The sequence below is a fragment of the Pseudomonas sp. AM8 genome (assembly GCF_036346475.1).
In the GTDB taxonomy this organism is placed as follows: domain Bacteria; phylum Pseudomonadota; class Gammaproteobacteria; order Pseudomonadales; family Pseudomonadaceae; genus Aquipseudomonas; species Aquipseudomonas marginalis.
In genome coordinates this window covers 18,349-31,452 of sequence record NZ_JAOTNX010000023.1, presented here as the reverse complement: position 1 = coordinate 31,452, position 13,104 = coordinate 18,349, and the positions used below count along the sequence as shown (strand labels likewise).

The 13,104-nt window shown below is 60.3% G+C and carries 13 protein-coding genes; 5 read left to right on the top strand and 8 right to left on the bottom strand.

Features of this window, described 5'->3' with window-relative positions:
- Nucleotides 1-23 precede the first annotated feature (23 nt).
- The 4 genes from V3W40_RS33025 (at nucleotide 24) to V3W40_RS33010 (ending at nucleotide 2,326) form a co-directional block, all read left to right on the top strand.
- Complete coding sequence (locus V3W40_RS33025) at nucleotides 24-755, top strand: FKBP-type peptidyl-prolyl cis-trans isomerase (RefSeq protein WP_012723274.1); 732 nt, start codon at nucleotides 24-26, stop codon at nucleotides 753-755.
- A 312-nt stretch (nucleotides 756-1,067) separates the two neighbouring features.
- Nucleotides 1,068-1,526, top strand: a complete 459-nt coding sequence (locus V3W40_RS33020) for a YkvA family protein (protein WP_027607108.1) — start codon at nucleotides 1,068-1,070, stop codon at nucleotides 1,524-1,526.
- Nucleotides 1,527-1,619: 93 nt separating this feature from the next.
- Nucleotides 1,620-1,958, top strand: a complete 339-nt coding sequence (locus tag V3W40_RS33015) for a helix-turn-helix domain-containing protein (protein ID WP_065924556.1) — start codon at nucleotides 1,620-1,622, stop codon at nucleotides 1,956-1,958.
- On the top strand, nucleotides 1,955-2,326 hold the full coding sequence (locus tag V3W40_RS33010) for a hypothetical protein (protein WP_005786715.1): 372 nt from the start codon (nucleotides 1,955-1,957) through the stop codon (nucleotides 2,324-2,326). Before V3W40_RS33015 ends, V3W40_RS33010 begins: the two co-directional genes overlap by 4 nt.
- On the opposite strand, the gene V3W40_RS33005 is transcribed toward V3W40_RS33010, so the two are convergent.
- Nucleotides 2,323-4,092: a bifunctional diguanylate cyclase/phosphodiesterase gene (locus tag V3W40_RS33005; protein WP_043293707.1), complete on the bottom strand. Its 1,770-nt coding sequence runs from the start codon at nucleotides 4,090-4,092 to the stop codon at nucleotides 2,323-2,325. The two genes, V3W40_RS33010 and V3W40_RS33005, sit on opposite strands and share 4 nt — an antisense overlap.
- 118 nt (nucleotides 4,093-4,210) lie before the next feature.
- Nucleotides 4,211-6,292, bottom strand: coding sequence for a carboxy terminal-processing peptidase (locus tag V3W40_RS33000; RefSeq protein ID WP_174562728.1), 2,082 nt, complete (start codon nucleotides 6,290-6,292; stop codon nucleotides 4,211-4,213).
- Nucleotides 6,293-6,430: 138 nt separating this feature from the next.
- Between V3W40_RS33000 and V3W40_RS32995 the strand changes: the two genes are divergently transcribed.
- Nucleotides 6,431-7,393: a zinc-binding dehydrogenase gene (locus tag V3W40_RS32995; protein WP_065924529.1), complete on the top strand. Its 963-nt coding sequence runs from the start codon at nucleotides 6,431-6,433 to the stop codon at nucleotides 7,391-7,393.
- A 97-nt stretch (nucleotides 7,394-7,490) separates the two neighbouring features.
- Here V3W40_RS32995 and V3W40_RS32990 read toward each other — a convergent pair whose 3' ends face one another.
- The 6 genes from V3W40_RS32990 to V3W40_RS32965 all read right to left on the bottom strand — a co-directional run bounded on the left by V3W40_RS32990 (nucleotide 7,491) and on the right by V3W40_RS32965 (nucleotide 12,966).
- Nucleotides 7,491-8,144 (bottom strand): HAD family hydrolase, encoded by a 654-nt coding sequence (locus tag V3W40_RS32990; RefSeq protein ID WP_027607113.1) that lies wholly within the window; start codon nucleotides 8,142-8,144, stop codon nucleotides 7,491-7,493.
- Nucleotides 8,145-8,174: 30 nt separating this feature from the next.
- Entirely contained in the window at nucleotides 8,175-9,164 is a 990-nt protein-coding gene (locus V3W40_RS32985) for an ABC transporter ATP-binding protein (protein ID WP_065924530.1), read from the bottom strand.
- Nucleotides 9,161-9,961, bottom strand: coding sequence for an ABC transporter permease (locus V3W40_RS32980; RefSeq protein ID WP_065924531.1), 801 nt, complete (start codon nucleotides 9,959-9,961; stop codon nucleotides 9,161-9,163). The genes V3W40_RS32985 and V3W40_RS32980 overlap by 4 nt, the downstream gene beginning before the upstream one ends.
- Entirely contained in the window at nucleotides 9,948-10,793 is an 846-nt protein-coding gene (locus tag V3W40_RS32975; RefSeq protein ID WP_027607116.1) for an ABC transporter permease, read from the bottom strand. The genes V3W40_RS32980 and V3W40_RS32975 overlap by 14 nt, the downstream gene beginning before the upstream one ends.
- Nucleotides 10,790-11,596, bottom strand: a complete 807-nt coding sequence (locus V3W40_RS32970) for an alkaline phosphatase family protein (protein ID WP_065924532.1) — start codon at nucleotides 11,594-11,596, stop codon at nucleotides 10,790-10,792. The genes V3W40_RS32975 and V3W40_RS32970 overlap by 4 nt, the downstream gene beginning before the upstream one ends.
- Before the next feature lie 293 nt (nucleotides 11,597-11,889).
- A complete protein-coding gene (locus tag V3W40_RS32965; protein ID WP_330216421.1) occupies nucleotides 11,890-12,966 on the bottom strand; it encodes an ABC transporter substrate-binding protein in 1,077 nt (358 codons plus the stop codon).
- Between the last annotated feature and the right edge of the window lie 138 nt (nucleotides 12,967-13,104).

Below are 13,104 nucleotides of genomic sequence, written 5' to 3'. Positions count from 1 at the left end.
TGGCGCATGAACAAGGAAATAGCATGAAACAGCATCGGTTGGCGGCGGCGGTGGCCCTGGTTAGCCTGGTACTTGCGGGTTGTGATTCGCAGACCAGCGTAGAGCTGAAAACCCCGGCGCAGAAAGCTTCCTACGGCATCGGCCTGAACATGGGCAAAAGCCTTGCCCAGGAAGGCATGGATGACCTGGATTCCAAAGCGGTAGCCCAAGGCATCGAAGATGCCGTCGGCAAGAAAGAGCAGAAGCTCAAAGACGACGAACTGGTTGAAGCGTTTGCCGCACTGCAGAAGCGTGCTGAAGAACGCATGACCAAAATGAGCGAAGAGTCGGCAGCCGCCGGCAAGAAATTCCTCGAAGACAACGCCAAGAAAGACGGCGTAGTCACCACCGCTTCCGGCCTGCAGTACAAGATCACCAAGAAAGCCGACGGCCCACAGCCTAAGCCAACTGACGTGGTGACTGTTCACTACACCGGCAAGCTCACCAACGGCACCACCTTTGACAGCTCCGTGGATCGCGGCAGCCCGATTGACCTGCCGGTCAGCGGCGTGATTCCTGGCTGGGTCGAAGGCCTGCAACTGATGCACGTAGGCGAGAAGGTCGAGTTGTACATCCCGTCCGACCTGGCCTACGGCGCCCAGAGCCCGAGCCCGGCAATCCCGGCAAACTCGGTGCTGGTATTCGACCTGGAACTGCTGGCCATCAAGGACCCAGCCAAGGCTGAAGCCCCTGCTGCACCTGCCGCCAAGAAGTAATCGGCGCTTGAACACGCAACGCCCCGTCTTGACGGGGCGTTGTTGTTTTCGGGGTTTTCAAAATCAGTACCTGTAGACATCCGATCGAACGCCCGTACGCTGTAACAGTCTGATGTAAGACTCGAGTACGGGTATCGGCACATCTGCGCCAAGTCAATGAATTCTTGGGTTTTTTTGATGTGCGCAAAAAACGCCCGATCTGACTGGAAGCCTTGTAGACCGTGGCTTTCAGCCGGTAAAACAGGCTCTGTTCACAAGGTTATCCACAATTTGTGTGGATAACCTTTCTGTTTGATGGAACTGGAGTGACAGATGAAACCACCCTTCAATTTCACCCGTTTCCTGCCCATGGCGGCACGCTTGCTGGGCCGTGGACGTTTGCCGACCCTGCTGTTCGCTGTCGCCGCCAAAGGCTCCAGCCAGGGCAACCGCCTGGGTAAGCTCAAGGATGATCTCAAGCTGCTTCAATCCCTGTGCCTGGCCTACTGGCGTGGCGAGTACCGAGCCATCAGCCCCAAGGCGCTGATCTCTGTGGTGGCGGGGTTGATGTATTTCCTCAGCCCGATTGATGCGATCCCGGACTTTATCCCCATGTTCGGCATGCTCGACGACATCGCCGTACTGGCGTGGGTCATGAAGACCCTGGAAGGTGAACTGAGCGCGTTTCGCGCCTGGCGTGACGCACAGCGCCCGGAAAAACTCGCGGTGGTTGAGCGTTTGCCTGCCACCCCGGCCTTGCTGGCCAAGGAAAACCCGCAAAAAAACGGATGACGTGGCTATCCCCCTGCGACCTTTGTGGCTGTTAGGATTACACTCCTAAGGAAAGAGCTTACTCAGTAAGTGCAGTTATCCTACGGGGCGGTCATGGATATTCAGATAATTTCACGCAATGGCGAACCCGAGTACGCGGTGTTGCCATGGGATCAGTACCAGGCGCTGCTAAAAGCCGCCGGTCAGCAACAGCCTTCACCGACGCCTTCTCCTACTGCACACGCCGCACCTGACCAGGATTTGCGCCCGCTCGCAGACCTGCGCGGCTTGCGTGAAGCCAAGGGCCTGGCGATTGAAGCGTTGGCCCGCACCGTGGGCATCAGCCCCTCGTATCTAGGATTGATCGAAAGTGGTGAACGTCAGCCGGATGCCGCAATCCGCCGCAGCCTGGCCTGGGAATTAGGCGTTGCAGGTTGGAGGGATGAATCTTGAGCCTACGTATCAGTCGTCAACATTGGGATGGGTTACTTAACGAACTGGACCAGGCGCGCCGCCAGCGCCATCTGCTGACCTACCGAGCACTGTTGGAGCGCCTGCAATTTCCGACGCCGGCGATGCAAACCCTGGCCGCTGCCCTGGAGCACCTGGCGGCGCTGGACGCCAAGGCCGAGCAACCGTTGCGCAGCTCCCTGGTGATCAGCCAGGGCGCCAGCCGCCTGCCGCGTACCGGGTTCTTTGAGTGTGTGGAGCGCCTGGGGCGTTTCAGCGGGCCGTCCGATGGTGTGGCCGCCGCCTCCTGGCATGCCTCGGAAGTGGTGCGGGTGTTCGAATACGAGTATCCGGAGTCTGCCGAGGCTTAAAGTGCCTGGGGCAACATGTCCATGCTGTCGATCACATGGATGCTGTAGCCGGTCATATCCTTGGCATGGTGCTTGGCCTGCGAGGCCAGTTCCGCCAACTGGCTGGCATCGAGTTGTCCACAGGCCTGTGGATACAAATGCACCACCCCGATCGACAGTGACAGCAACGCAAACTCCTGGCGTACGCCCTGGCGGTTCAGTGCCACGAAGCAGCCGGCGTCGAGGTGCTCGGCGCGGTAGAAGCGCCGGCACTGGGTATGGAAATCGTCCAGCAGCTGGTTGAGCCGCTTGCGCCAATCCTGTGGCCCCAATACCAGCAGAAAGTCATCGCCACCGATATGCCCGACAAAGTCGCGGCTGGGGTCGACCCGGTCGTTCAGGCACTGCGCCAGGCACAGCAACACCTCATCCCCACGTCCGTAGCCGTAGATGTCGTTGAACGGCTTGAAGCTGTCGATATCCACGTAGCAGATCACCGATTCCCGCTGTTGCTGCAACAGTCGCGTCAGACACTGCTGGATCGGCACGTTGCCGGGCAGCAGGGTCAGCGGGTTGGCATAGCGCGCCTGCTGGATTTTCAGTTCGGTGATCAGCTTGAGTACATCGATTACCCGGCCCAGGCCGAGGTAATCGCCATTGAGGGTGATGATGAAATCTTCTTCGATACGTTGCCGTGCGCGGCTGGTCAGCAGGCGGCTGACCTGTTGCAGCGACTGGCTCAACTCTACCGCCAGAAAATCCGTACTCATCAGCCGGCTGATGGGCTTGCGCGCAAACAGGTCGGTGGCAAACGGCTTGAGCAGCGCATCGGAGAGTGAATGCCGGTGCACGATCCCCACCGGGTGGCCGCGTCCATCCAGAACCGCCAGGGAGTTAAGGTTGGCCTGGCGGCGGAACGCCTCCAACACCTGGGCGGTGGCGGTGTCCTGATCGACTGCCGGTTGTTCGCTGAGCAGGGCGCTGAGGTCGCCGGCTTCTTCGCTGAGGGCCACATTGGCCTGGTCGGGCTTGGGCAGCATCTGGCGCGCTTCCTGTGGCGGCTGCTCCTGTGGACGGCAGAGCAGGTAACCCTGGACCAGGTCGACGCCCATCTCGGTCAATACCGCCAGCTCTTCCGGCAATTCGATGCCCTCGGCGATCACCTGGGCCCGTGAGGCCCTGGCGATCTGCAGGATAGAGCCGACAAACTCACGCTTGAGCGCATCCTGATGGATACCGTCGATAAAGTGGCGGTCGATCTTCACGTAATCCGGGCGCAGCTCCGACCACAAGCGCAGGCTGGAATAGCCGGCACCCAAGTCATCCAAGGCAATCGAAAAGCCCATGTTGCGGTAATGGTGCAGGGCGGTTTGCAGCAGGTCGAAATCGTCGGTGGGGGTCTGCTCGGTGAGTTCGATCACCACCTGGCTCGGCGGAATGCCGAAGTCGCGCAGCAATTGCAGGGTGCGGCCCGGTTGATGAGCGGTCTCCATCAAGGATTCGGGCGAGACATTCAGGAACAGCTTGCCCGGCAGCTTTTGCTCGCTGAAGCGGCGGCATGCGCTTTCGCGGCAGGCCATTTCCAGTTCGCTGAGGCGACCGGCATGGCGCGCCACCGAGAACAGCGCGATGGGGGAGTGCAGCGGGCTGTTCGACGGGCCGCGGCTGAGGGCTTCGTAGCCAAGGATGCGCCGTTCTGACAGGCAGATGATCGGTTGGAACAGGCTGTGCAAACTGCCTTGAGCCAGGATAGAGCCCAATGCACTCAGCTGTTCGGTCATAGTCATGGCGATCTCGATCGAAAAAAAAGGACCGTGGGCGTTACGCCGACGGTCCTTCATTTCACGACAGAATGATGTCTATATGATGACACTCCAGGGAGCGATCACATTAAATCGCCATCATTTACTGCTTGGCCACCTGTTTGGTGATTTTCAGGTAGTCCAGCAGGATCCGGCCGCTCTCGGCCAGGTAAGCGTCGTCTTCCGGCTTGGTTTTATCCGCTTCGGTCGGCAGCGCATCCTCGTCTTCTTTCTTCAGCTCCTTGAGGGGTTCTTCGCCCTTGGCCTTGCGGCGGATGTTTTCCAAGGCGAGTTGCTTGTTTTCGATGTCGGAGTGCTGTGCACGACGGTCCACTTCATTGAGGCTTACGGTTTTTTCTTCCATCAACTTCTTGGCCAGGGCCAGCTTGTCGCGGATGAACACAAACTCGGCATCCTTGGCGGAGCGGGTATCGTGGTCAGCCTTCAACTGCGCGAGGAACGGCTTGAACGGGTCCGAGGCCGGCTTGATCGCAGGACGGATGGTGTCCCACGGCATGGCTTCCGGCAGGGCGCTTTCGCCGATTTCCTTGGTGTCGATGATCGACGGGAAATCGATGTCCGGCAGTACGCCCTGATGCTGGGTGCTCTGCCCGGAAACCCGGTAGAACTTGGCCAGCGTCAGCTTGAGCTCGCCATGGTTCAGCGGCTGGATGGTCTGCACGGTGCCTTTGCCGAAGGTCTGGCCGCCGATGATCAACGCGCGGTGGTAGTCCTGCATGGCACCGGCGAAAATCTCCGAAGCCGAAGCCGACAGACGGTTGACCAGCAACGCCATCGGGCCTTTGTAGAAGGCACCCGGGTTCTCGTCTTCGAGCACGTCGACACGGCCATCAGCGTTGCGTACCAACACGGTCGGGCCCTTGTCGATAAACAGGCTGGTCAGCTCGGTGGCTTCCTGCAGGGAACCGCCGCCGTTGTTGCGCAGGTCGATGACCACGCCGTCGACTTTTTCCTTCTGCAGCTCGGTAAGGATCTTCTTCACGTCGCGGGTGGTGGACTTGTAGTCCGGGTCACCGGCACGGAAGGCCTTGAAGTCCAGGTAGAAGGCCGGGATTTCAATCACCCCCAGCTTGTAGTCCTTGCCATCCTGCTTGAGGTTGAGGACTTTCTTCTGCACGGCCTGGTCTTCGAGCTTCACCGCTTCACGGGTGATGGACACGATCTTGCTGGTCTGGTCGTTCGGTGCATTGGTGTGCGGAATCACTTCCAGGCGCACCACGCTGCCTTTCGGCCCACGGATCAGCTTGACCACTTCGTCCAGGCGCCAACCGACCACATCGACCATCTCTTTGTCGGCCTGGGCCACACCGATGATCTTGTCGGCAGGCGCAACCTGCTTGGTCTTGTCTGCCGGACCGGCCGGCACCAGGCGCACGATCTTCACCTGGTCATTGTCGCTTTGCAGGACGGCACCGATGCCTTCCAGGGACAGACTCATGTTGATATCGAAGTTTTCCGCGTTATCTGGCGACAGATAATTGGTGTGCGGATCGTAGGACATCGCGAAGGTGTTGATGTAGGCCTGGAAGATATCTTCGGCACGGGTCTGGTCCAGGCGTGCCAGTTGATTCTTGTAGCGCTTGGTCAACAGTTCCTGGATGGCCTTGGGCTCTTTGCCGGCGATCTTCAGGCGCAGCACTTCGTCCTTGACGCGTTTGCGCCAGAGGTCGTCGAGGGCGGCGGTGCTGGTCAGCCAAGGCGCGTCCTTGCGGTCCACCAGAAGGGTTTCCTTCTGGGTGAAGTCGAGCTTGTCGACACCCTTGTCCAACTCACCCAGGGCGAAGTCCAGACGCGCTTTCACGCGATCCAGGTAGCGCTTGTAGATGGTGAAGCCGGGCTGCAGGTCGCCGCTCTTGAGGAAGTCGTCGAACTGCGTCTTCCACTTGTCGAACTCAGCGATATCGCTGGCCAGGAAGTAGCTGCGCGACGGGTCCAGCAGCTTGAGGTAGCTGTCATAGATGATCACCGAGCGCGCGTCGTCCAGCGGCGGCTTGCTGTAGTGATGACGCTTGAGCAACTCGACGACGTTAAGGCTGGCAATCACCTCATCGCGGTCCGGCTGAAGGTTGTCCCAGCTGTTGGCTGCGAACGTATTGGTCGACATCGACGCGAAGCCGATACCAATGAAAAGAGCGAGGGCGGTGCTGGGGAACAGATGCTTCATGCTGATTCGACGCGGGGGCAATTGATAACGCATATTAGGCCGTCTTTGAAGTTGCCGGTTCCATAGGGGCCGGTCGCATAATGCAAAAAGCCCGGCGCTACTGCTACGGGCTCAGTCCAGACTCACTATGGAGGCACTGTGAAAGCATTGCAAGGCGTTGAAGGTCATGTGGAGTGGTTGGACGAACCAAGTCCTACATGTGATGTAGGCCAAGTTCGCATTCGTGTGGCGGCTGCGGGCCTTAATCGCGCCGATTTATTGCAGCGTGCAGGGCTCTATCCGCCACCGCCTGGCGCCAGTGCCGTACTGGGACTTGAGTGTTCCGGGGTGATCAGTGAAGTGGGCCCGGGTTCGTCCTGGCAGGTGGGCGATCGCGTCTGTGCGTTGCTGGCCGGTGGCGGCATGGCCGAAGAAGTGGTGGTGGATGCACGTCATGTGCTGCCGGTGCCAGAAGGTTTGTCGCTGATTGAAGCGGCGGCGCTGCCGGAGGTGTACAGCACTGCGTGGCTGAATCTGTTCCAACTGGCGGGCCTCAAGCCCGGTGAGAAAGTGTTGCTGCACGCCGGCGCCAGTGGCGTGGGCTCGGCGGCCATCCAGCTGTGCAAGGCATTTGGCAGCCCGTGCTGGGTCAGCGTCGGCTCGGCGCAGCGCCTGGCCTACTGTGAAGACCTGGGCGCCCAGGGCGGCGTAGTGCGCACTGACGGTATCGAAGGGCTGCGGGATTTCGGGCCATTCGATGTGATCCTCGATCCGGTCGGCGGCAACTACGCCGCGCTGGACCTCAAGCTGCTGGCGCTGGACGGTCGCTGGGTGTTGATCGGCTTGATGGGCGGCCGCGAGGCGCAACTGGACCTGGCCCAGGTGCTGGCCAAGCGTGTGCAACTGCTGGGTTCGACCCTGCGCAGCCGTGACGATCAGTTCAAGGCCGACCTGTTCAGCGACCTGAGCCAGCATGTATGGCCGTTGTTTGCCGAAGGTCGCCTGAGCCCGCAATTGGCCAGGACGTTCCCGATCAAGGATGCCGAGGCGGCGTTTGCGGAGCTGGCGACTAACCAGATCGCCGGGAAGCTGGTGTTGGTAATTGACGAGAGCCTGACCTGATCCCGGATTGGAATAGGGTCGATGTAGGAGGGGGCAAGTCGAATCGTCGCACCGCCCCTCCCACCTTTGATTGGATTTCAAGTCGGGATAGGCGGTCTCAGACCCAGTGGTGGATTGGCCAGCCGGATTTTTCGGCGTGGGCGCGCAACACCGGGTCCGGGTTCACCACCTGCGGGTGCTCCACCTTCAGCAACAACGGCAAGTCATTGCGCGAATCCGAATAGAAATACGCGCCGTCCAGCGATTCACCTTCCTGTTCCAGCCATTCCAGCAAGCGCGTGATCTTGCCTTCGCGGTAGGTCAGTACCCCCACGGTACGGCCGCTGTACACGCCATGACTCACTTCCAGCTCAATCCCCAGCACCTCATCAATGCCGATACGCGCCGCAATCGGTTTCACCAGGTGGGTCCCCGAGGCGGAGATTACCAGGATCCGGTCGCCATTCGCCCGATGGCGGGCGATGGTCCTGGTGGCGTCGCTGTAGATCAGCGGTTCAATCACATCCTCGACCCAGGGCTCCACCAGGTGCTCGATTTCCTCCGGGGTGCGGCCGATCATCGGCTCCAGGCTGAAGTCCATGAAGTCTTCCATGGCCAGCTCGCCGCGGCTGTAGGCGTCCATCAGCTCGTTGTTCCTGCCCATGAACGACGCCGGGTCGACCCAGCCCAGGCGCCCCATCTGTTCGCTCCAGAGGGTGGCGCAGTCGCCATGGATCAGGGTGTCGTCCAAATCAAAAATTACCAATGCCATCCGTTACGCTCTCTCAAGATTCACTGCTGCTCAGGCTACTTCACACAGCGCACTGGGGTCGATGGAAAGTGCCAGGCGCTGGCCGTCCGGGTGCAGATCGTCCGCCGAGCGGTTGAGCACGTCCACCACCAATTCCACGCCACGGGCTTCGATGCGGTAGCGAATCACGTTGCCCAGCAGGCTGTGGCTGCGCACCAGCGCGTCGAGTTCGCCGCTGCGGCTCAGTTCGATGGCCTCCGGGCGAATCGCGATGCGCCCGCTGATCGGGCGTTGCAGCAGTTGGCTGGCCTTGTCGGCGTCCAGCAGGTTGTAGTTGCCGATGAAACCGGCGGCGAATACATCCACCGGTGCGGTGTAGAGGGTCTCGGCATCGCCGCTTTGCACGATCTTGCCCTGGTTCATCAGGAAGATCCGGTCCGACATGGTCAGGGCTTCTTCCTGGTCATGGGTCACGAAGATCGTGGTCAACCCCAGTTCGCGCTGGATCTGGCGGATCTGTTCGCGCAGGTGCTTGCGAATCCGTGCATCCAGCGCCGACAGCGGCTCATCCAGCAGCAACAGGCGCGGGCGGGTGACCAGGGAGCGGGCCAGGGCCACCCGCTGGCACTGGCCGCCGGACATCTGGTGCGGGTAGCGGCCGGCCAGGTCCTTGAGTTCCACCAGTTGCAGCACTTCCTGCACGCGCTTGTGGCTGTCATCGGCGTTGACCTTTTGCATGCGCAGGCCGAAGGCGACGTTCTGTTCCACGGTCATGTTGGGGAACAGCGCATAGCTCTGGAACACCATGCCGATGTTGCGTTTCTGTGGGCTCAGCGGAACGATGTCCTGGCCGTCCAGCAGGATTTTCCCACTGTCCACTGCGGTCAGGCCGGCGATGCAGCGCAGCAGGGTGGACTTGCCGCAACCGGATGGGCCGAGCAGGGTGACGAACTCACCCTTGGCGATTTCGCAGTTGATGTCACTGAACACCGGGGTGCCGGCGTAGCCTTTTTGCAGATGTTGGACGCTGACGAAGCTCATTGGCTTTTGTCCTTGTTCAAGGTATTGGCGGCCCAGGTCAGCACCAGCACAAAGAAGAAATAGGAAATCACGACGGCGCTGGTGAAGTGGCCGCTGCTGTTGCGCATGTTGTTCAGGTACACCTGCAGGGTCTCGTAGCGGGTACCCACGAGGATATTGGCGAACACGAACTCACCGAACAGGAACGAGAACGACAGCAGCAGCGCCACCATCAGGCCTTTGCGCAGGTTGGGCAGCACCACGAAGAGCGCGGCCTGCCAGGTGCTGGCGCCGAGCAGTTGCGAGGCGTCCATCAGGTCGCGCAGGTTGATGGCTTGCAGGTTGTTGGTGATCGCCCGGTACATGAATGGCAGCGCCACGGTGAAGTAGCAGCCGATCAGGATCCACGGCGTGCCCACCATCGCCAACGGCCCGGAACCGTACAGTTGCAGAAGGCCCACCGACGACACCACCGGCGGTACCGCGAAGGGCAGCAGGATCAGGATGTTCATCAAGGCGTCGAGCCTGGGAAAGTGGTAATGCACCACGAACAACAGCGGCAGAATCAACACCACCGACAGGATCAGCGCGCCCACGCACACCAGCAACGATTGCCCGAAGGCCATCAGGAAGCGTGGGTCGCTCCACAGCTGCACATACCACTTCACCGTGAAGCCCGCCGGCAGAATGGTTGCCGACCAACTGCTCGCAATGGAGTAGACGAACGTGCCGATCAGCGGCAGCACCAGGATCGCGAACAACAGGTACACCACCACGCGGTGGTAGAGGGAGGCCGGGCCGGCTTCAGCGCGAGACATGGTAGCTCCTCTTGAGCAGCAGTTGATGGACCACGGTGACCACGGTCATCAGCGCAACCAGCACCACGGCCAGTGCGCTGGCCATGTTTGGATCGAGGGATACATCCCCCGACACGAGGCCGGCGATACGAATCGGCAGCACGTTGAAGTTCCCGGTGGTCAGGGCGTAGACCGTCGCGTAGGCACCCAGGGCATTGGCCAGCAGGATCACGAACGTGCCCAGTAGCGCCGGGGTGAGCACCGGCAAGCCGATATGTCGCCAGAACTGCCAGCCATTGGCGCCGAGCAACGCAGCGGACTCGCGCCAGTCTTCACGCAGTGCGTCGAAGGCTGGGTAGAGCAGCAACACGCCGAGGGGGATCTGGAAGTAGGTATAGAGGATGATCAGGCCGGTCTTGGAGTACAGGTTGAAGTCCTGAATGATCCCGGCTTGCTTGAGCATGATGGTGATGCTGCCGTTGAACCCCAGCAGGATGATGAACGCGAAGGCCAGGGGCACGCCGGCAAAGTTGCTGGTCATGTTGGCGAAGGCGGTGACGAAGTTGCGCAGCGGCGAATCCACCCGGCGCAGGGAATAACTGCCCAGCGTGGCGATGATGATGCCGAAGATGCTCGAGTAGAAGCTGATCTCCAGGCTGAACTGGATGGCTTGCAGGTAGAACTTCGAACTGAAGATGCGCGTGAAGTTGTCCAGGCCCCAGCCAGTGTCTTCGGTCTGCAGGCTATTGATCAGCACCCATACCAGCGGGGCGATTTCGAACACGATAAAGAACAGCGCGAAAGGCACCAGGCACAGGAGTGCCAGCCATTTGCCGCGGGATATTGAACTCACTTCAGTAACTCCCGGCACACAGGTTTGTCGTGGGGTACGCCCAGCAGTTCGCAGACGGTGCCGCACAGCTCGGTTTGTTTCGGTGCGGCTTGGGTGTCCAGGCTGAAGGCATCGCCGAGGACGAACAGCGGCACTTCCCGTTCTTCCGGCAACAGGCCGTTGTGGGAGCGGTCGTTGTTCATGCCGTGGTCGGCGGTCACCAGCACCTGGTAACCGGCATCGAGCCAGGCTTGCAGGTAGTCGGCCAGGATGATGTCGGCCGAGCGTGCACTGTTGCGGTACTGCGGTGTGTCGAGGCCGTGCTTGTGGCCGGCGTCGTCGATGTTCATCGGGTGCACCACCATAAAGTCCGGCGCGTGCTTGAGCCGCAGGCTGTCGGCGTCGGCAAACAGGTGGGAATCCGGGTAGTGGTCATTCCAGTAGAAATGCCCGTGCTGGATCGCCAGCGTCTTGTCGTCGGTATGACGATCCCGTGCGGCGAGAAAGGGCGTGCGGTTATACAACTCGCTGACCCAATGGTAAGCCGCCGCTGCGGTGGTAAGGCCGGCGTCGGTGGCGTAATGGAAAATGCTGCGCTGGTTGGACAGGCGCGAGACATTGTTGTGCACGATACCGCTGTGGATCGGTGGCACGCCGGTGAGGATGCATTCGTACAGCGGGCGGGACAGGGCGGGCAGTTCACATTCCAGCTTGTAGAGGGCCGCGCGTCCTGCGCCGACATAGGCCTGCAAGTGTCCCATGGCGTGCCGGGCAACCTCGAAGTTCAGGCCGTCGAGCACGACAAGGATGACAGTGTGCTTCATGGGGGAGAGCGCTCCGCAGCAATAGACTTGACTCACTTCCCCTGGAGGAGCGAGGTCAAAAGTGTGGGAGGGGGCAAGCCCTAATGCCAGTCAGTTAAGCGTACATCGCCTCCTGTAGGAGCGAGCTTGCTCGCGAAAAACGTCAACGATAACGCGTGCTTCCTGAATGAACGCGGCGCCTGTGAGTTTTTCGCGAGCAAGCTCGCTCCTACAAAAAGCCTTAACTGACTGGCATTAGGGCAAGCCCCCTCCCACATTGGATCTCCAGTGGATTTCCAATGTGGGCGACAGGCTTACTTCATTTCTACGATGACCTGCTCGTTCCACAACTGTGGCAGCTTCTTGGAAGTCGCTTCCCAGGCATCGGCATCCTTGATCGGCTGCGGGTTGGCCTTGGTGTACTGCTCGCCCGGGATCAGGTTCTTGGCGATGTCGGCCGGCAGCTTCAGGTCGGTTTCGGCACGGATCGGACGTGCGTTGCCACGGGCCAGGTTGAGTTGGCCGGCGTCGCTGAAGATGTATTCGCGGGTCAGCTTGGCGGCGTTCGGGTGCTTGGCGTATTTGTTGATGATGGTGGTATAGCCGGATTTCACCGAGCCGTCCGATGGGATCAGCACCACGTAGTCATCCGGGTTGGCCATCTTGGCTTTGTAGCTCAGGCCGTTGAAGTCCCAGACGATACCCACTTCGACTTCGCCTTTTTCCATGGTGGCGATGGTCGGGTTGGACAGGCCGAGGCGACCTTGCTGGGCGATCTTGGTGAAGAATTGCAGGCCGGGGGCGATGTTCTTTTCATCGCCTTTATTGGCGATGGCGGCGGCGAGTACGGCGTTGGAGGCCTGGGCCGCAGTGCTCACGTCACCCACCGAGACTTTGTATTTGCCGGTTTGCAGGTCAGCCCAACTGGTAGGGACTTGGGAACCGTGCAGCAGCTTCTTGTTGACGATGAACGCGATGGTGCCGGTGTAGGCCAGGGCCCAATGACCGTCCTTGTCTTTCGCCCAATCCGGCACCGAAGCCCAGTTGGACGGCTTGTACGGCTGGGTCACTTCCTGCTTCACCGCGATCGGGCCGAAGGCGGCGCCTACGTCGCCGATGTCGGCGCTGGCGTTGTCTTTTTCGGCCTTGAACTTGGCGATTTCCTGGGCCGAACTCATGTCGGTGTCGATGTGCTTGAGGCCGTAGGTCTTGGCCAGGTCTTCCCAGGTGCCTTTCCAGTTGGCCCAGTCATCGGGCATGCCGACGCTGTTGACGGCACCTTCCGCCTTCGCGGCGGCTTCCAAGGTTTTTAGATCGGTATCAGCGGCCATGGCTGCGGTGCACATGGCAATGGTCGAGCCTAACAGTGATGCCAGGAAAAGCTGTTTCATCCGAAGCTCCTTTGGGCGTTTTCAACGCGGCGGTGTTTTCTACGGTGTTGTTGGTCTAGGTCAGAGCAATACCTGAGCCAATCTAGACGCGATGGATGACAGTTTCATGTCGATGTCGTTTTCATAGCCTTGATGTCG